The following is an 18,786-nucleotide window of genomic DNA, read 5'->3' as shown; positions in this document are numbered from 1 at the left end:
GTTTCCCCGGGCATCTTTGCGCCCGGGGATTTTGTGCTGACTATCAGGTAACAATATGGTTTTGCTGTACCAGTTCATCGAGCGTGGTATGCGTGTTCTCCAGGGTGACAAGTGTGGTGGCGTGGTAGGTTGCGCCGGTGCCGTCGCGGTCAATGGAAATAACGGTGTTATTACCGCTGGTGGTGACGGTCAGATAGTTGGCGATGTTTGATGTTGCAGGGTTCCAGCCCACCAGCAGGTCGTGGATGTTTATCTGGTCGCCCTGCGCCAGCGTGAAGTTGCTCCAGGTATCTGCGCCGTTGCCGCCTGTGGCATCCGCGCTGTTTAGCAGGTGATAAACCAGCGTGTCGCCGTCGGCCGAGCCGTTAATCACATCGCTTTGCGCGGTGCTGACAAACTGCGGGTTCATGTTGATGGTCAATGTGGCGCTGTCGGTATGGCCGTTCTGGTCGTTCAGGGAGTAATTAAATGTCTCCTTCGATGTAATTGCCGCAGGCGAAATCCCAGCGTTCAGCGTGTAGGTGTACGAGCCGTCAATGCCCATCACCAGCGTGCCGTAATGCCCCTGAATCGTAGCGGTAGAGCTGCTGTTGGTCAGCGGATCAAGTGTGGTGGTGACGCCGTTGTAGCCGGTAATGCTCATCAGCGTGTGAACGCTGCCCAACTGATCTACTGCACCAGAGGCATCAGTACCGTCGTAGATATTGCCGTGAACGGTGCTGCCAGCCAGCGTTGAGTAGCTGTCCAGATCGAGAGCGGTGCCGGTGATCGTTGGTGTGACGGTGATGCCGCCAGCCGCCAGTGGTCCCATGTTGCCGGTGTAGCTCAACGTGTAGGTGCCGGAGTGGAGATCCAACCCGCTGAGATCGATGTTCGCCGTGCCTCCCAACAGGATGCTGCCGTTAAACGAACCGGATCTCACCACCGTGCCTGAACCATCTGTGATAGACCAGTTGACCGACAGCCCGCCCAGCGCCAACAGCGAGGCGACGGCAAAGTGCAGCACCGGGTTGTGCAGGACGGTATTGGTATCCACCACAAAAGTACCGCTGCCGTTGCCATGCGTAGTTGCCAGCAGCGCCGCATTCCACTGCGCCTGGCCGAGGGTGGTATCCGAATAAACCGCCGTATTTTGCGCCGTATTCACCGCCATTAACGCGCTGGTATCGTTAACCGCATCTACCGCGTGTGGCGTTGCGGTGATATTCAGCGATGCGGTGCCGGTATCGCCGTTTGGCGCGGTCACGGTATAAACGAAGCTGTCCGGCGTTTTGATGCTATCCGCGCCCACACCCGCATTCAGCTTATAGGTGTAGTTGCCGTTGGCATCGATGGTCAGCACGCCGTATTCGCCGTTGATGGTTGTCGTCCCTGTGGCGGCGACGGAAACGCCGTTTACCTGGGTGATGTGGCTATTTACTGGAACGACATCATCCAGCATGACGTTACCTGTCGTCGTGGCGCTCTCGCTTTCAACGGTATAGGTATGATCTTGCAGGATATTGAGCGTATAGCCCGTCAGCACCGACACGCCGCTGGCGTTATTGAGCAGGAACAGATATTCGCCGCCCGGTAGCGTTAACGTTAATTGCCCTGAAGTCCCGCCCAGCAACGGCGCGGTAAGCCAGGTTTTTTGTACCTTATACTGCTCAAACTGCTGGGTTATATCGTTGAACTTATAAATGTAGAGATCGAAAGTGGACAGTAGCGCCACCCCGCCAACACTCGCCTGTAGTGTCATGGTGCGTGTCGAGCCTTCATCGACATTAAAGATTATCGGGTTGGACATGTTGGCGAGCAGATTCGCGCTCAACACATTGCCCACGCCAACGCTAAGCACGGACAAACCACTTTGCGACGAAGCGCCGTGGTTCACCGCTTCAACATCTGTGCTGTAGGCCAACGACGCCGTGTTATCCGTGGCGGTCACCGTGCTGGCTGGCGTTGGATTACCCAGCGTTACAACCAGTTGAGCCGAAGCGGTCGTGCCGTTGTAAGTGATGGTGTAGGTGAAGTTTTCGGTGTGCCCAATCACCGAGGCCGACGTGTTGGTTAAGGTGTAGGTATAGCTACCGTTCTGATTAATATGCAGCGTGCCGTATTGCCCCTGGATATCCGCGCCGCCTGCTCCAACCGCCGTAATTGCGCCCTGTGCGTTAGTCACTGAGGTGACGACTGTTCCGACAGGCGCGGTGTCCTGGCCGCTGTTCGGGTCGACATCGGTAATCACGTTACCTGGATGCGTCGTCCCGCCAGTGATTGTTCCCCCGCTGACTTGCTCGACGCTCACATCAAGATTGGTCAGTGAACCGGTTGCCAGCAAGCTGGTGTTGTAACTCACCACGCGGTAGGTGCCTTCTCCCAGACCGGTGATGTTCATCGTCACGCCGCTGGCCCCCAGCGTGAGCAGGTTCGCAAACTGCGGTGACGATGAGTCAATAACCGTACTCCAGCTATTTGTTCCAGCATCATATTTCTGAACGGCGACTTCCAGCGTGTTGAGCAGAGTAAGCACAATGCCCGTCGCTGCGGCTTCAATCGTGATATTCCCGGTTCCGCCAGCGGCAATTGTAAACCCAACCTGTGCGGTGTCGTTGCCGAGGACGGACAACGTGTTGCCCAATGCGCCGACCAATAGAGTGCCGTAGTCACTGTAATGAACCGGTGGCGTAACGGTTGCGGTGCTGGTGAGCGCCAGATTGATGACGTTGTCGTCTGCGGCAAGCGGCAGAATCGGTGCGGTTGCGTTGACGGATGGCGAGACGTTGCCCGCCGCATCGGTGGCTTTAACGGTGAGCACTTCGCCGCCAATTTCGCGAGTGGGCAGGGTTGCGCTGTAGGTTCCGCTGCCGTTGGCGGTTACTGTTACCGTTGCGCCGCCAGGCAGAGTAATTGTCACCGTGCTGTTGGCTTCGGCTGAGCCGCTGATGGTGAAGCCATCGGCGCTGATCGTTGCCGTTGGAGTGAGTGGCGCAATGGTATCAACGATGACCGTCGCCACAGCTGACGGGCTGCCGGTGCCATTCACGTTGGTGGCGGTTGCGGTAAAGTTGTGCGTGCCTTCGGTGAGTGCGGTTGGGGTATAAGCCCAGATACCGCCCGCTCCCGCGATCGTCGTGCCCATCAGTACGCCGTTGTTATAGACGTTGACGGTCGCGCCGATATCCGCGGTGCCGTTAATCGTTGGCGTGTTGTCGTTGGTGCTTAGCCCGTTCGCCACGGTTCCGGTTACAGGAGCCGTATCATCCACAACGCTGGTGATGACCGGAACTCCCGGCAGTGCGGTGGATGGCGCGGTAAATCCTGCTGAAAGCCCCTGGTTACCTGCGCTGTCCGTGGCGTAGGCGAGCAGCGCCTGGGCGTTGGTTTGTGCAGGTGTTATCGCCACGCTGAAACTGCCCGTGCCGTCTGCTGTTGCGGTGCCGAGAACTGTTCCGGTGCTGGTGGTAATCGTCACGGTACTGCCCGCTTCGGCTGTCCCCGTGACGGTTGTCCCTGTTGCGTTTACCGTCATTCCGGTCGGTAATGCTGGCGGTGTGGTGTCCACCAAAATAGCCGCAGCCAGAGAAGGGGCGCTGATGTTGCCCGCCAGATCTGTTGCGGTCACGGTAAAGGAGTGGCTGCCCTCGGGCAGTGGCGCTGTTGGGGTGTAAGTCCAGGCACCTGTGCCGCTGGCGGTAACGTTGGTCACAAATGTGCCGTTGTCATAAATAGCCACGGTCGAGCCAGCTTCTGCCGTGCCGTTAAGCGTTGGCAGGGTATCGTTAGTCGCCTGGTTATTGGCGACCGGGCCAGTGACGGTTCCAGTATCGTCAACAATCGACGTGATAACCGGCTGCGTTGGCGCGGTGGTATCTACCGTAATGGCAAAGCCGGTGGATGCGGTGCTGGCGTTACCCGCTGCGTCCGTTGCAGTAATGGTGAACGTATGCAGGCCAGTGGTAAGTGGGGTGGTTGGCGTGAATGTCCAGTTGCCGCCCGCAGGAACTGTCACGGTGCCAATTTGTGTCGCCCCGTCAAAGATGGCGACGGTGCTGCCCGCTTCGGCAGTGCCGTTCAGCGTTGGGCGGGCATCGTTGGTGACCTGTCCGTTGGTCAGCGGGTTGTTAAATACCCCGCCGGCAACGTCGTCAACCACTGACGTCAGCACTGGCGTGTTTGGCGTTCCAGTGTCGATAGTCAGTGTGAAACTGCCTGATACAGCCCCAAGGTTGCCTGCCGCATCGGTAGAGGTGGCAGTGAAAACATGAACGAGATCCGGCAGTGGATTCGTCGGTGTAAAGCTCCATGTGCCGGTTGCTGTGGCGGTTGTGGTGCCAAGGAAGATTCCGTTATCGTAAATCTTGACCGTGGAATTAGCTTCCGCCGTTCCGCTCAATGTCGGTTTGTTGTCGTTAGTGGATTGCCCACTGACCAATGGCCCAGTGACCGGGCCAACATCATCAAAAGCCTGAATAACGATCGGTGCCGTAGGAGCCGCTGTATCAATAACGATATTGAATGCAGGCGTTGAAAGCGCGCTGACGTTGCCCGCCGCATCGGTTGCGGTCACCGTAAATGCATGGTTGCCGTTGCCAAGTGGTGCCCCGACAGGTGGCGTAAAATTCCATACTCCGCCCGTTGCGGTTGCGGTGCCGATGACCGTGCCGTTATCGTAAATCGTGACTGTGGAACCCGCTTCGGCGGTGCCGCTAATGGCCGGGCGCGTGTCGTCGGTAGTCTGGCCGCTCGTTAAATTACCGGTGATCGTACCCACATCGTCAGCAACTGCGGTGATGGCTGGCGCGAAAGGCGTAGAGGTATCGACCAGCACGTTAAAGCCAGCAGATGGCGCACTAATATTCCCTGCTGCATCCGTGGCTGTGACGGTCAGATTATGCGGGCCGCTACCCAGTGCAGTCGGCGGTGTAAAGCTCCAGTTTCCACCGGCACCAACAGTTGCCGTGCCAAGTGCCGTGTTGCCATCGTAAACGGTGATGGTAGAACCGACTTCGCCTGAACCCGTTATCGCTGGTCGCGTTTCATTAGTCGGCTGCCCACTAGTGATTGGCCCAATATTCGGTGCGGTGTTGTCAGTCACGGTCAAAATGACTGGCGCGATTGGTGCGACAGAATCCACCTGTACAACGAATGGCGACGACGGGTTACTGACGTTGCCCGCCGCGTCCGTCGCGGTAACCGTCAAAGTATTACTGCCCTGAAGCAGCGGTGCATTAGGGATTAATGACCATGCGCCAGTGCCATCTGCCTGGACGGTGCCAATTGCGGTTGTGCCATCGTAAAGGGTGATAGTGGCATTGGCCTCGCTGGTGCCGCTGATGGTGGGGAGGGTATCTTTGGTCAATTGACCGTTGGTTAATGTCAGGTCAGTGCCCGGCTGCGTTTGATCATCCACAACCAGCGTAATGGCTGGGACGACGGGCGCGATAGTATCGACAACGGCATTAAATGTGGTGGCCGTGCTGACGTTACCCGCCGGATCGGTGGCGGTAAGGGTCAGGTTGTGGCTGCCATTCGTTAGCGGCGGATTCGGGGTGTAAGTCCAGTTACCCGTGCCATCAACCGTGGCTGTGCCGATGACCGTGCCGTTGTCGCGGATGGTTACGGTGGAATTTGCCTCCGCCGTGCCGGTAAAGGTCGGCGTGCTGTCATTGGTCGGTACGCCGGACACCACCGGGCCTGGTGTGCCTGCGTCATCTGTCACCGTCGTGATGACTGGCGCAGTTGTGACGGTATCAACATTGACTGTGAAACCGGCAGAAGAGGCACTTACGTTTCCGGCGGCATCTGTTGAGGTGACGGTTATTGGATGCAAGCCGTTAGCCAGATCGTTTGACGGCGTAAACGTCCATGTGCCGCCAGCACCGACTACAGCGGTGCCGATTGAAGCGCCGTTATCAAGGATCGTGATAGTTGAACCGGCTTCGCCCGATCCGGTGATAGTTGGGCGCGGATCGTTAGTCGCCTGGCCGCTGGTGACGTTGCCCGTTATTGGGGCCACATCGTCAGTGACGGCGGTGATTTCCGGGATCGTCGGCGCGGCTGTGTCGATGTTAAGCGTAAAACCTGGCGACCGACCGCTGGTCTGATCGTCCGTGGTTGTCTGGATCACTTCGAAGGTATGTGGCCCGTCGCTCAATGCCTCGTTGGGGGTAAAGCTCCAGTTCCCGGTGGCATCAGCGATAGCTTCACTAAACTCTTCTCCATCCAGGTAGATAGTCACCAGGGCACCGTTCGCCGCCGTTCCGTGGATCGTCGGCTGGTTATCGTTGGTGCTTTGCCCTGACAACAGATCGCTTGTTCCTGGTTGTACATCGTCCACCACTTGGGTAATAACCGGTGGCTGCGGCAGGCCAGAGTTGGAAGCGGTAAAGTCGGTTTCCAGGCTTTGGTTACCCGCTGGATCCTGCGCAATGGCGGAGAGCTGCAGGCCGCTGGTTTGTGCCGGAGAAACGGTTACGGTAAATGCTCCTGTTGTGCCATCGGCAAGTCCTCTGCCGATTTCGACACCACCCGCATCTCTGATAATCACCGTGCAGCCAGGTTCGGCAGTCCCGCTCACCAGCGTACCCGTTGGATCTGGCGCATTAACCTGCGGCGGATTTGGCGCAACCGTATCAATATGTAAAAGAATGGGATTCGGTGATGCCACCGTGTTCCCGACAGCATCGGTAGCGCTAAAGGTAAACGTGTGATCGCTGGTGCCTGTTGGGAGCGCGGTCGTTGGCGTGAAGCTCCAGGTGCCATCCGCCTTGACGATTGCAGTACCAATCGGCGTAGTTCCGCCGTTGTCGTAAATAGAAACGGTGCTGCCAGCGGTGCCCGTGCCGTTGATTGTCGGCGTGATGTCATCGGTGTAGCTGCCGTTCACCAACGGCGTTTGAATAACGCCGACGTTATCAACGATTTCCGTTACAACTGGGGTGGCGAGCGGTGTGGTGTAAACCGTCAGAGTAAAGTCGGCTGAAGCATCGCTGATGTTACCCGCAGCATCGGTGGCTTTTGCCGTAATTGTCTGCGCGCCGTCAAGCAGTGGCGTTGTGGTGATCGTCCATGTTCCACCAGTTACCGTTCCAGTCCCGATAACTGTGCTGCCGCTATACAACGTAATGGTATCGCCATTTACGCCAGTGCCATGAAATGTCGGCGTGTTGTCATCGGTGGTACTTCCCGTTCCCAGCGGCAACTGCACTGCGCCGACGTTATCATCTGCTGATGTAATGGTTGGCGCATTGGGTGGCGTGGTGTCAAGAGTGAAAGCCACCGCGCCGGATTTCGGACTGGTGTTACCGGCCAGGTCGGTTTCAGTCACGCTAATAGAATGAGCTGGCCCGCTGATTGGCGTAGTGGGTGTAAAGCTCCAGCTCCCATCTGCTCTCACAACGGTGGTGCCGATTGGCGAGTTATTATCCAGTATTGTAATGGTATCGCCAGCCGTGCCGCCTGTTCCGGAGATGGTCGGCGTGGTGTCGTTGGTGCTGCCGTTATTGCTGATTGCGCCCAGCACCGGAGCCTGGTCATCGGTGACTGTTGGGATGCCAGGTGCGGTTGGAGCAAGAGAATCAACGGTCAGGACAAATCCGGCAGACGGCAGGCCGACGTTACCCGCTGGATCTGTCGCCACTGCAGTTAGCGTATGGGTGCCTTCGCTAAGCGTTGGGGTAAATGTCCAGGTTCCACCCGCGGGAACCTTCACCGTGCCAATCGGCGTGGTACCGCCGTTATCATAAATAGTGATTGTGGCCCCGACCTCGCCAGTACCGGTGAGTGTTGGGCTGCCGCTTTGTGTGCTGCCGCCGCTGGTTAGTGTGGCGGTATTTCCACCGACTTCACCTTCTGCGGAAAGGATAAACGGCGCGTCAGGCGGTGTTGTATCCACCGTCAGATTATAAGTGGCGGCGGTGCTGGCGTTACCTGCGGCATCAGTGGCGATCGCATTAAGCGTATGCGGCCCTTCGCTCAATGGCTGCGTGGGGGTGATGCTCCACGTGCCATCGCTTCCCACAACGACGCTACCGACGGGCGTTGTGCCATCGTACAGGGTGACCGTTGAACCCACATCTGCGGTGCCGTTAACCTGGGGTTGAGTATCATCGGTGGCGGTATTTTGTGCCACAGGGACGGTAACCGTGCCGATGTTGTCCTGAACTGAAGTAATGACTGGTGTGGCGGGTGGCGTTATATCCACGGTGAGGGTGAATCCGGCGGAAGGAGCCGTGATATTACCCGCCGCATCTTCGGCAACGACAGTGAAAGTGTGACCACCAACGGGCAGCGGACTTGTTGGGGTAAAACTCCAGGTGCCGGACGAGTCTATCGTCAGCGTGGTGAGTGTTGCTGTGCCATCCAATAGCGTGAGGACGGAACCGGGTTCGCCAGTGCCGTGAATGGTCGGGGTTTGATCGTTTGTCGAGCCGTTGTTCTGGACTGGGCCGGTAATCGGGCTTGCGTCGTCGTTAACCAGTGTGATGGCTGGAGCCTGCGGTGCAATCGTGTCAACGACAACACTGAACGAGGCGGACGGGCTGGTGTTATTGGCGGCGTCGGTCGCGGTAGCCGTCAGGTTGTGCAAACCCTGACCAAGAGCCGTTGTTGGAGTATAGCTCCAGACCCCGCCAGCCCCCGCAATTGTGCTGCCCAGGAATACGCCGTTGTCATAGATTTTTACCGTCGAGCCTTCTTCGGAAGTGCCCTGAATTTCTGGCTTGCCGTCGTTGGTGGTCTGGCCGTTGGTCAAATCGCCCGTATAAGCGGTAACATCATCAATGACATGAGTGATAACAGGTACTAATGGTGCTGTTGTGTCCGGGGCGTCAACAGGTGCTTTAGGCCCGAGGTTACCCGCGTTATCTGTTGCTGAAACGCCGAGTATTTCACCGTTGGTTTGTGGTGGAGTAATAGATACGGTAAACGTACCGTCACCTCCCGCAGTACCACTTCCCAATTCAACATTGTTAGCATCGGTAACCTTAACGGTACTGCCTGGTTCGGCACTCCCGGTAACGACTGTCCCTTCTTCATTTACATGTAAATTTGTTGGGGCATCAGGTGCGGTGTGGTCTTGTGCCACGACGGTAGCACTTGGGCTGGTGTTATGAGCGGCATCAGCAGCAGTAACCAGCAGCGGTTGGCCGTTGAGTTGTGCAGGTGCGAGCGGAGTAACATCAAAGTCTCCGTTGACATCAGCCGTGCCCGTACCCAAAACCACGCCTTTACTGTTTGTGACGGTGACCGTGCTGCCTGGTTCAGCATTACCTGTGACATGTTCGCCATCGGCTGAAACCAATAAATTGGTTGGTGCGAGTGGAGCGGTGTGATCTTCTGCAACAACCGTGGCATTAGGACTTTTATTTCCAGCCGCGTCGGTTGCGGTAGCACCGAGCGTTTCTCCGTTAAGCTGCGGCGGATCGATGGTAACGCTAAATTTGCCATCATTGCCGGCTGTAGCACTACCAATAGGGTCACCGTTACTGTCAGTTATGGTGACTGTACTGCCAGCTTCTGCGCTACCGGTGACGATAGTGCCATCAGCCGAGACATCCAGACCATTTGGTGCTAGTGGCGCCTGGGTATCTACGACGACGGTAAACGCAGGGGATACGCCGCTGGTACCGCTGCTATTTGTCGCGGTTAAAGTAAAGACGTGTTGGCCATCGAGTATTGCTGGGGGTGTGTAATTCCAGTGGCCAGTTCCGTCAACTGTAGCGGTTCCGGAGAGAATGCCATTGTCATATATAGTTACGGTACTTCCTATTTCAGCGAAACCGCTTAACGTCGGGGTTTTATCATCGGTTGATTGTCCGTTGTTTAGCGTGCCAGTTATTGTTCCCGCATCGTCGGTAACGGTGTCCAGTTCAGGCACAGTTGGGAATTGAGAGTTAGAAGCAGTAAAAGGCGTATTAGGGCCGGCGTTACCTGCAGCGTCCTGAATATGTGCGCTTAGTGATTCAGCGTGTGTCTGAGCAGGCGAAATATTGACAGTAAATTTGCCATCAGCGCCGACCAAAGCCGTACCCAGTAACTTATTACTGGCATCAAAAATAGTGATTGTGCTGCCCGATTCGGCATGCCCGCTAACCGTTGTCCCGTTCAGGCTAATGCTGTCGATAACTGCGGCTGTTGGTGGTGTGAGGTCAACCGTAAACGTTGGGCCGATGACGAGGGGGCTTTTATTGCCCGCAGCATCGCTTTGCTGCACTGTCAGTACATGCTCGCTTTCTGTCAGTGGCGTATCTGGGGTGAAACTCCATTTACCATCATTGCCAACCGTAACCTGACCAATCGGTGTTCCTTTGTCGAAGATCGTAATGGTGTCGCCCGCTTCCCCCGTACCGGTAAGCATGGGTTGGGCATCATTAGTCACGCCATTATTGGCGATGGGCCCCGTAATTGTGCCCACATCATCCAATAGCTCGGTAATGATCGGGATGCTCGGCGGGGTGTGATCGGGTGCTATGACGGAGCTTTGCCCACTGGTGTTGCCCGCAGGATCGGTAGCCGTCGCTTCCAGTGTTTCACCGTTGACCTGTGGTGGGTTGATGGTGACATTAAATTTGCCATCAGCACCGGTTATAGCACTGCCAATAGGATCTCCATTGCTATCGGTTATGGTGACGGTACTGCCAGCTTCGGCACTACCAGTGACATGCGAACCGTCGTCTGAAACAACCAGACCTGTTGGAGCTGTGGGGGCTGCTGTATCAACTGCAACGGTGAACCCAGACGAGGTTCCGCTGGTGCCACTGCTGTTGGTCGTGGTTAAGGTAAAGACGTGTTGGCCGTCAGGCAACGCAGTAGGAGTGAATGTCCAGTGCCCCGTGCCGTCAGCCGTTACACTTCCTATCGATATACCTTTGTCATAGATAGTCACTGTCGTTCCAGCTTCAGCCGTTCCGCTTAGCGTCGGAGTTTTATCGTCTGTAACCTGGCCGTTTGTTAGGTTGCCGGTAATTGTTCCAGCATTGTCAGCCACGGCAGCAAGTACCGGTACGGTTGGAAAATTAGAGTTAGATGCATCAAAGTTGGTATCTGGCCCGACATTACCAGCGCGATCGTGAATGTTTGCGGTTAATGATTCACCGTGCGTCTGAGCAGGGGTGAGGATAATAGTAAAGCTGCCATTGGCACCCACTACTGAGGTTCCAAGCACAACGTTATTGGCACCTGTGATAGTAACTGTTGTTCCTGGCTCGGCAGTTCCCGTCACTTTGGTGCCATCCTCGCTCACATTAGTGATTTTGGCAGCATCAGGAGGGGTGTGGTCGACGATAAATGTCGGACTGGTCGTTGTTTTACTTACGTTACCTGCAGCATCGGTTTGAATCAGAGTGATGGTGTGACTGCCGTCAGCGAGCGGTTGGGAAGGTGTGAAACTCCATTTTCCATCTCTGCCAACCATGATCTGAGCGATCTGAATACCGTTATCAAAGATGGTGACTTTGTCACCTGCCTCTCCGGTGCCGTGGATTACTGGGGCTGTTTCATCGGTATATGTACCGCTAACGATGGATCCTTTGATGCTACCGACATCATCTTGTAGCTGATTGATTGCGGGAGCCTCGGGTGCAACAGTGTCGATGGTAACCGTGTAACTTGCCGAGTGAGTACTTTCACCTTTGGCATTGGTTGCCGTAACACTAAATGAATGAGAGCCATCAGATAGCGCGGTAGTTGGGGTATAGCTCCAGTTGCCGCTAACATCAACGACTGCGGTGCCAATTTCTTTGTCGCCATCATAAATATGAACGGTTGTTCCGGCCTGGCCAGTGCCCTGAAGCGTTGGGGTATTATCGTTAGTGGGTTGAGTTTTCGGGACGGTGCCGAGTACTGGTGCGACGTCATCCACTACATTGGTGAGTGTAGGTGCATCCGGTAATGGAATATTAGGTGCAATGACCGTGGCATCAGGGCCAGTGTTTCCGGAGGGATCGGTAGCATGAGCTGTCAGATCTTCACCGCTGATTTGTGGGTTCTTTAGCGGGATAGTGAAAGTGCCATCGCTGCCAGCGGTCCCTTTTCCGATAATTTGACCATTGGGATCTGTGATTGTCACCGTGCTGCCGGGTTCCGCTTTGCCGGTGATCGTTTTACCGTCTGCTGAAACATTCAAATTTGTCGGCGCCGTAGGAGGCGTGGTATCACCTGTTGGAGGTGGTGGATTCGGTGTACCTGCTGAATTACCACCATTGTTCGAGTTATCACTGCCACCGCCGCCGCCGCCACCACCTGCGGCTAGCGCAATGCCCCCGGCAATGGCTACGCCACCTAAAACCCACGGCCAAATAGCTGCGCCGCCGTGGTTTTCTGCTCCAGTGGCAACCATCAGATCATCAATATTGTTGATATGCTCGAAGTGAAAAACTGAATCTGTATCCTGCACCCACCACAATGCGCCTTTGCTGTCTTCGAGCACCAGTTGGTTGCCACCTTGATCGGCATAAGCATAGAAATTTTTAACGGTAATGACTTCGCCGTCACGAAGAGTGATAACCATATCCTGGTTAGTTCGAGCGATGCTGGCGATATCAGAGCGTTCGGCTTTAAGTTCGACAATAGAAGGAGCTGTTAGCGTAATTTCAGAGGCTTCAACATTGTTCGTTACGCCAGTAAGTTTTGAGATGATTGATATTGAACGCATTGTTATCACTCCAGTCGGTGTGAACAGGGGTAGTCTTTAGAAATGCTTAATCTTGCGAATAATTTCCCCGGAACAAATTGTTATAGCAATCTCACGCATTTATAAAATTTAAAGCGAACGAATCCGGACATCAGAATATTGACGACTAACATTATTGGTATGTGTTTACTTTCTACCGGGGTGTCACTTTATTTAAATGTAAAATTCATACTTTTGTATCATTTCTTTTCGGGGATAATGAAGATATAGACAGGAAAACATGAAAGCGCAAATTAAGGGACCCTAAGTAAATGTTTTAGAATCGGTTAATAAGAGAGTTTTTTAACGAGATGCCAATAATCCATGAGTTTTTGTTATAGTTAAAAATAGATGGTTACCGTGTTATCTGTTTGATTTTTATGTATTTATTCAAGTTATTGAAGGTTTTTCTGTCTATTTTTGAATGTCCCGTCATCAATAATATAATATCCATTGTATTTGGGTGGTTATTCTGGCGAGGGTAATTAATTGTTTTCTTTGGTGAAGTAAAAGATGTTAATGGGAATGGGTTTTTTATAATTTATATATAAAACAGAAAGGGAGAATATGAAATATATAATGAGGTTTTTTACTGAGTAGCACATTTCTAATAAGATGAAGAAATCTATTTTTAAAGATAATTACTTAACGAAACTAATTTAGCATTAAGAAGATGTATTTCAGATGAACTATTAATGAAGCATTAGCAAGGTTTAACAGTGCTGGCCCTTTGCAGCAAGGGCCAGTAAAGATTTCAGGAAGTTATAGACGTGCTTATCGACCTGCATGTTTCATAATGCGCGCTTTATCCACCGCCCATTCTTTGTCTTTCAGGTCATTACGCTTGTCGTGTTGTTTCTTACCTTTTGCAACGCCGATTTTCACTTTGCACCAGGCATTTTTCCAGTACATCGACAGCGCCACGACGGTATAACCATCTCGGTTAATACGGCCGTAAAGATTATCCAGTTCACGTTGGTTAAGCAGGAGTTTACGGGTACGCGTAGGGTCACAGACCACATGGCTTGATGCCACGTTTAACGGGGTAAAGTTTGCGCCAAACAGGAAGGCTTCGCCATCGATCAAAATGACGTAGCTGTCACCGATGTTGGCTTTCCCTGCACGTAGCGATTTTACTTCCCAGCCTTGTAGCACGAGACCCGCTTCAAACTCATCTTCGATAAAGTATTCATGGCGGGCGCGTTTGTTTTGCGCAATGGTGGCTGAACCTGGTTTGAATGCTTTTTTCTTTGTCATAGTGCTGCTCAGTATAAGTAATCCAGGAGTTCAAATACACCCCGCTTCGCTGCGAGGATGAAGGCATATCTTAGCACGGCTCTGGCCTAAGAGTTTTTCTTTGCGTGATGATAAATGTTATTATTTGCCCGTTTTGTGACTCTCAGGAAATGCTATGCCTCAGATTACCCGTACTGCGCTAGTGCCTTACAGCGCGGAGCAGATGTATCAATTAGTGAACGATGTGAAATCTTACCCAGATTTTTTACCGGGTTGCACTGGCAGCCGGGTGATTGATGCGTCGCATGATCAGATGACGGCGGCGGTCGATGTTTCTAAGGCTGGTATCAGCAAGACCTTTACTACGCGCAATACGCTTACCAGCAATCAAAGTATTCTGATGCATCTTGTCGATGGGCCATTCAAGTCATTGATGGGGGGCTGGAAGTTTACGCCACTGAGCGCCGAAGCATGCCGCATCGAGTTTCAGCTTGATTTTGAATTTACTAACAAACTGATCGAACTGGCGTTTGGCCGTATCTTCAAGGAACTTGCGGGGAATATGGTTCAGGCGTTTACCGTTCGCGCCAAAGAGGTCTACAGTGTCGCCTGAAATTAAGGTCGAAGTGGTTTACGCGCTACCGGAAAAGCAGTACTTGCTCAAGGTTCGACTGGCACAAGACAGCACTGTTGAACAGGCAATTGCCGCGTCGGGCATTCTCGAACTGCGCACCGATATCGATTTGGCAAAGAACAAAGTAGGAGTTTTTAGCCGACCGGTAAAACTCACCGATACGGTTAATGATGGTGACAGGGTGGAAATTTATCGACCTCTGATCGCTGATCCGAAAGAACTCAGACGCCAGAGAGCTGAAAAAGCTGCTCAGAAGTAGCCAAAAAAAAGGTGCCGATTGGCACCTTTTTTATTGGTTATTCTTTTTCCAGCTTTGGCTTGTTGTCGATGTTAGTCAACACACCGCTGCTGTTGAAGGTCAGCGTCAGCGTTTGCTGAGTGACATTTTCATGCCCCGGCTGCTGGCGGAAAACATAGAACCAGGTACTTGTACCGAATGGATCGGTCATCATTGGCGTACCCAGAGCATACGCAACTTGCTGTTGAGTCATGCCAGTACGAATCTTTGACACATCGTTTTGTGTCAGGTAGTTCCCCTGGTTAATGTCGGGGCGGTAAACCACTCGCTCCAGAGTGGAACAGCCTGCGGTCAGCATAAGAAGAACCGCTGCGGCAGCAGTCAGCGTTTTACAGCGCATAGTGATTTGATTCCTTTTCGGGCCCGAGCAGCACATGGCTCATTCATAATATGCCGATGATAATAAACCTTTACGCAGTTTAAAACATTAAGGCGCTTAACTCTGACCCTGGTTCGGCAAAAAAGTTGGCTTAAAACCTGCTCAATTAACAATATGCTAGCGGAATGCTTGTTTTTTGAACGATGCATATCATGCACTGCATAATGTGTATCGACAAGAGCCGTTAAGCTGCCAGTAACTCTTTTGCGTTCGCAAGTGTATTGCGTGTGACTTCGCTGCCACCGAGTAAACGAGCCAGCTCTTGCAGGCGTGAGCGCTTATCCAAAGGCTGCATATGGGTTTCCGTCATTTCACCATCGGTTTCTTTGCTGACAAAGAAGTGATGATGTCCGCAGCCAGCAACTTGTGGCAGGTGGGTTACGCACATGACTTGCGTGGACTCACCCAACTGGCGGAGTAATTTGCCTACCACTGCTGCGGTTGGGCCGCTGATACCGACATCGACTTCATCGAAGATTAAGGCCGGAGTTTCCATTTTACGCGCGGTGATGACCTGAATGGCCAGAGCAATACGTGAAAGTTCACCACCGGAGGCTACTTTTGCCAGTGGTTGTAATGGTTGGCCAGGGTTAGTCGTTACACGGAAATCAATGCGGTCTGCACCTTCGGCGGTTAGGTGATTTTCATTAAACTCTACGTCGATAGCCAGTTTGCCGTGTGGCATTGATAGCGAATGCATGCTCTCGGTAATCAATTCGCAAAGTTCGGCTGCGTAATGTGCACGGCGTTGATGCAATTCATGCGCGATACTCAGTGCTTGCTGATGATGGAGAGTGACAGCTTGCATCAGTTCATCCTGAGAGCTGGCCTGCTCATCGAGTTGCTGCAACTCTTCTAGCAGTTGTTGGTGGAAAACCGGCAATTCTTCAGGTGCAATATGGTGCTTGCGCGCCAGAGATATTTGCCTGGAGATCCGCTGCTCCAGCTCATACAAACGGTTTGGGTCCAGATCCAGTCGGTCGCAGTAGTGGCGTAACTCATCGCTGGCTTCTGAAATCTGAATGTTGGCCTCTTCAAGCATATTCAATACGCCAGATAGTTTTGGATCCATTCCGGCTAATTCTTCCATCAGATGGCGCACGGTATACAGTTGGCTTTGCAGATTGTTGTCTTCCCCATCTGCAAGAATTGCCAGCGCTTGTTGGCTAGTGGAAATCAGTTGCCCACTGTTTGCCAACCTTTTGTACTCTTCATCGATTTGTTCGAATTCACCGGCGACAGGTGAGAATTCATTGAGTTCTTTTAGCTGGTAATTAAGCAGTTCAGTACGTGATGCGCGTTCCTGGGCAAGCTGCTGATACTGTGCAAGAGTTCGGCAGCTTTGATGCCATTCGCGGTAGCGCTCTGCCATTTGCCGCAAGAGGGCAGTTTCCCCGGCATAACCATCGAGCAGATTTTTTTGATGCTCAGGTTTCAACAAAAGTTGGTGCGCGTGCTGTCCGTGAATTTGAATCAGCATCTGGCCGAGATCACGCAGCTGTGAAAGGGGAACGGCAGTGCCATTAATAAAGCCGCGTGAACGACCATCACTGCTGATAACTCGACGCAATAAGCATTCACGTCCATCATCAAGTTGGTTTTCTTCCAGCCAGCGCAAAGCTGCGGGGGTATCTTTCAGGGAGAAGCGGGCACAGAGGTCGGCACGGCTGGCACCTCGGCGCACCATGTCTGCTTCAGCGCGGCCGCCGAGACACAACCCCAGGGCATCAATCGCAATAGATTTACCGGCACCTGTCTCACCGGTAATGGCGGTCATGCCGTGGTGAAAATCAATTTCCAGTTCACGAACTATTGCGAAGTTACTGATGGTGAGTTGTGCCAGCATAATAGCTTTCCTGTATGAAAAGACATGACTGTGTTTTCATACAGTATAAACTGGTTTTATATACAGTAAAGAGCCTGAGTGATTTTTTAGAACAATTTTTTCGACCAGCCGAGCTTTGAGCTTAATGTGTTGAAATAATTGTAATCTTTAGGGTGTATCAGATTGAGGTGGTAATCGCAGCGGCGAATCAATACGTCCTCGCCTTCCTGTATAGGAAGAGCAATCTGGCTATCGCAGCTGATTTCCAGGTCACTACCCATATGTGAAAAACGCAGGCGAATAGTGCTGCTACTGTTGATGACCAGCGGGCGAGCAGACAGCGTGTGTGGGAACATTGGCACAAGCGTAATGGCATCAAGCGATGGAGTCAGAATTGGGCCGCCAGCAGAGAGCGAATAGGCCGTTGAACCTGTTGGCGTAGAGATGATTAGCCCGTCAGAACGTTGTGAGAAAGCAAAGATCTCATCGATATAGACTTCGAATTCAATCATGTGCGCCACTTTGCCGGGATGTAGAACGACTTCGTTGATGGCTGTGCTCAGGCGCGTTGGAGTATCTTGTTGGCAAACCTGGGCTTCAAGCAAGAAACGACGTTCTGCGATGTAATGCCCCTCAAGAACATCCGCCAGTTGTTGCTGAGCATTATCCGGATCAAGGTCGGTTAGAAAACCCAGGTTGCCACGGTTGATGCCAATAACTTTAATATCATAGCGAGCAAGAACGCGAGCTGCGCCAAGCATATTGCCATCACCACCAACCACAACGGCGAGATCGGCCTGCTGACCAATTTCTGCCAATGTGCCGGTTTTCACGTTTTTAAGGTTAAGTTCCTGGGCAATTTGCGACTCGACAATGACATCGTAGCCTTTGGTGCATAGCCAGCGATACAGCATTTCATGCGTGGTGAGGGCAGTGGGGTGACGAGGGTGCCCGACAATACCAATGCAGTTGAAATGTTTGTTCATTATGCCGATGGTCCTTATACGCAAAGATGCAGTCATTTATGACAATATGTCACGTTCCCTTGAATCCAGGAAACTGATCCCCATAATAAGCGAACCAGCGAGATGAATGCTAAAAACGCGGAGAAATTCATGAGTAGTAAAGATCAAAAAACACCAGACGAGCAAGTCTCGGACGAAATTGCAATGGAAAGCCACGAAGAAGTCGAGGCCGTAGAGGGTGCCGAAGTGGTTGATCCGCGCGATGAACAAATTGCCGATTTAACAGCGCAACTGGAAGAAGTTCAGCAGCGCGAGCGTGACCTTGCGTTACGCAACAAAGCGGAAATGGAAAACCTCCGTCGCCGCACCGAGCTCGATATTGAAAAGGCGCACAAGTTCGCTTTAGACAAATTCGTCAACGAACTGCTACCTGTTATCGACAGCCTTGACCGTGCTCTGGAAGTGGCTGACAAGTCCAACACTGATTTGGCCGCTATGATTGAAGGCATCGAATTAACTCAGAAATCGATGCTGGATGTGGTGCGTAAATTTGGTGTGGATGTGGTTGGCGAAACCAACGTGCCGTTCAACCCGGATGTGCATCAGGCAATTGCGATGGTTGAATCTGAAGATGTGGCACCAAACCATGTGCTAATGGTGATGCAGAAGGGTTATACCCTGAATGGTCGCACACTGCGTGCAGCAATGGTTTCTGTTGCGAAAGCAAAAGCGTAATTCGCCTAATTGCTTTAAATAAAAAGCCAGCCTTCGAGGCTGGCTTTTTTGTTTCTACT

Annotated in this window: 8 protein-coding genes; 3 read left to right on the top strand and 5 right to left on the bottom strand. The window is 52.8% G+C overall.

Annotation, left to right across the window (positions count from 1 at the left end; all coding sequences use genetic code 11):
* Positions 1-43: 43 nt before the first annotated feature.
* Both M979_RS12455 and smpB read right to left on the bottom strand, forming a co-directional pair.
* Entirely contained in the window at positions 44-12,637 is a 12,594-nt protein-coding gene (locus M979_RS12455; RefSeq protein ID WP_064555109.1) for a BapA/Bap/LapF family large adhesin, read from the bottom strand.
* Between the two features lie 792 nt (positions 12,638-13,429).
* Positions 13,430-13,912 carry an SsrA-binding protein SmpB gene (gene smpB / locus M979_RS12450; protein WP_034457335.1) on the bottom strand — a complete coding sequence of 161 codons (483 nt, stop codon included), beginning with the start codon at positions 13,910-13,912 and terminating at the stop codon, positions 13,430-13,432.
* Between the two features lie 154 nt (positions 13,913-14,066).
* On the opposite strand from smpB, the gene M979_RS12445 reads away from it, so the two are divergent.
* Together M979_RS12445 and M979_RS12440 are read left to right on the top strand one after the other, a co-directional pair.
* The gene (locus M979_RS12445) at positions 14,067-14,504 is read left to right on the top strand and encodes a type II toxin-antitoxin system RatA family toxin (RefSeq protein WP_034457334.1); all 438 of its coding nucleotides are present in this window, start codon (positions 14,067-14,069) and stop codon (positions 14,502-14,504) included.
* Positions 14,494-14,784: an RnfH family protein gene (locus M979_RS12440; RefSeq protein ID WP_064555108.1), complete on the top strand. Its 291-nt coding sequence runs from the start codon at positions 14,494-14,496 to the stop codon at positions 14,782-14,784. Before M979_RS12445 ends, M979_RS12440 begins: the two co-directional genes overlap by 11 nt.
* Positions 14,785-14,821: 37 nt before the next feature.
* On the opposite strand, the gene bamE is transcribed toward M979_RS12440, so the two are convergent.
* The 3 genes from bamE to nadK form a co-directional block, all read right to left on the bottom strand.
* Complete coding sequence (bamE, locus tag M979_RS12435; RefSeq protein WP_034457332.1) at positions 14,822-15,163, bottom strand: outer membrane protein assembly factor BamE; 342 nt, start codon at positions 15,161-15,163, stop codon at positions 14,822-14,824.
* Positions 15,164-15,386: 223 nt separating this feature from the next.
* Entirely contained in the window at positions 15,387-17,048 is a 1,662-nt protein-coding gene (gene recN / locus M979_RS12430) for a DNA repair protein RecN (RefSeq protein WP_064555107.1), read from the bottom strand.
* Positions 17,049-17,134: 86 nt separating this feature from the next.
* Complete coding sequence (gene nadK, locus M979_RS12425) at positions 17,135-18,013, bottom strand: NAD(+) kinase (protein WP_034457328.1); 879 nt, start codon at positions 18,011-18,013, stop codon at positions 17,135-17,137.
* A gap of 129 nt (positions 18,014-18,142) precedes the next feature.
* On the opposite strand from nadK, the gene grpE reads away from it, so the two are divergent.
* Entirely contained in the window at positions 18,143-18,727 is a 585-nt protein-coding gene (grpE, locus tag M979_RS12420) for a nucleotide exchange factor GrpE (RefSeq protein ID WP_034459893.1), read from the top strand.
* Positions 18,728-18,786 lie beyond the last annotated feature (59 nt).

The organism is Buttiauxella noackiae ATCC 51607, from assembly GCF_001654865.1.
GTDB lineage: Bacteria > Pseudomonadota > Gammaproteobacteria > Enterobacterales > Enterobacteriaceae > Buttiauxella > Buttiauxella noackiae.
Note: the sequence above shows the minus strand (reverse complement) of the source record. Positions and strands in the feature narration are given on the sequence as shown.

Excerpts from the sequence above, each read along its gene's own strand:
- M979_RS12455 (WP_064555109.1), bottom strand. The coding sequence starts at position 12,637 with ATGCGTTCAATATCAATCATCTCAAAACTTACTGGCGTAACGAACAAT.
- smpB (WP_034457335.1), bottom strand. The coding sequence starts at position 13,912 with ATGACAAAGAAAAAAGCATTCAAACCAGGTTCAGCCACCATTGCGCAA.
- M979_RS12445 (WP_034457334.1), top strand. The coding sequence starts at position 14,067 with ATGCCTCAGATTACCCGTACTGCGCTAGTGCCTTACAGCGCGGAGCAG.
- bamE (WP_034457332.1), bottom strand. The coding sequence starts at position 15,163 with ATGCGCTGTAAAACGCTGACTGCTGCCGCAGCGGTTCTTCTTATGCTG.
- recN (WP_064555107.1), bottom strand. The coding sequence starts at position 17,048 with ATGCTGGCACAACTCACCATCAGTAACTTCGCAATAGTTCGTGAACTG.
- nadK (WP_034457328.1), bottom strand. The coding sequence starts at position 18,013 with ATGAACAAACATTTCAACTGCATTGGTATTGTCGGGCACCCTCGTCAC.
- grpE (WP_034459893.1), top strand. The coding sequence starts at position 18,143 with ATGAGTAGTAAAGATCAAAAAACACCAGACGAGCAAGTCTCGGACGAA.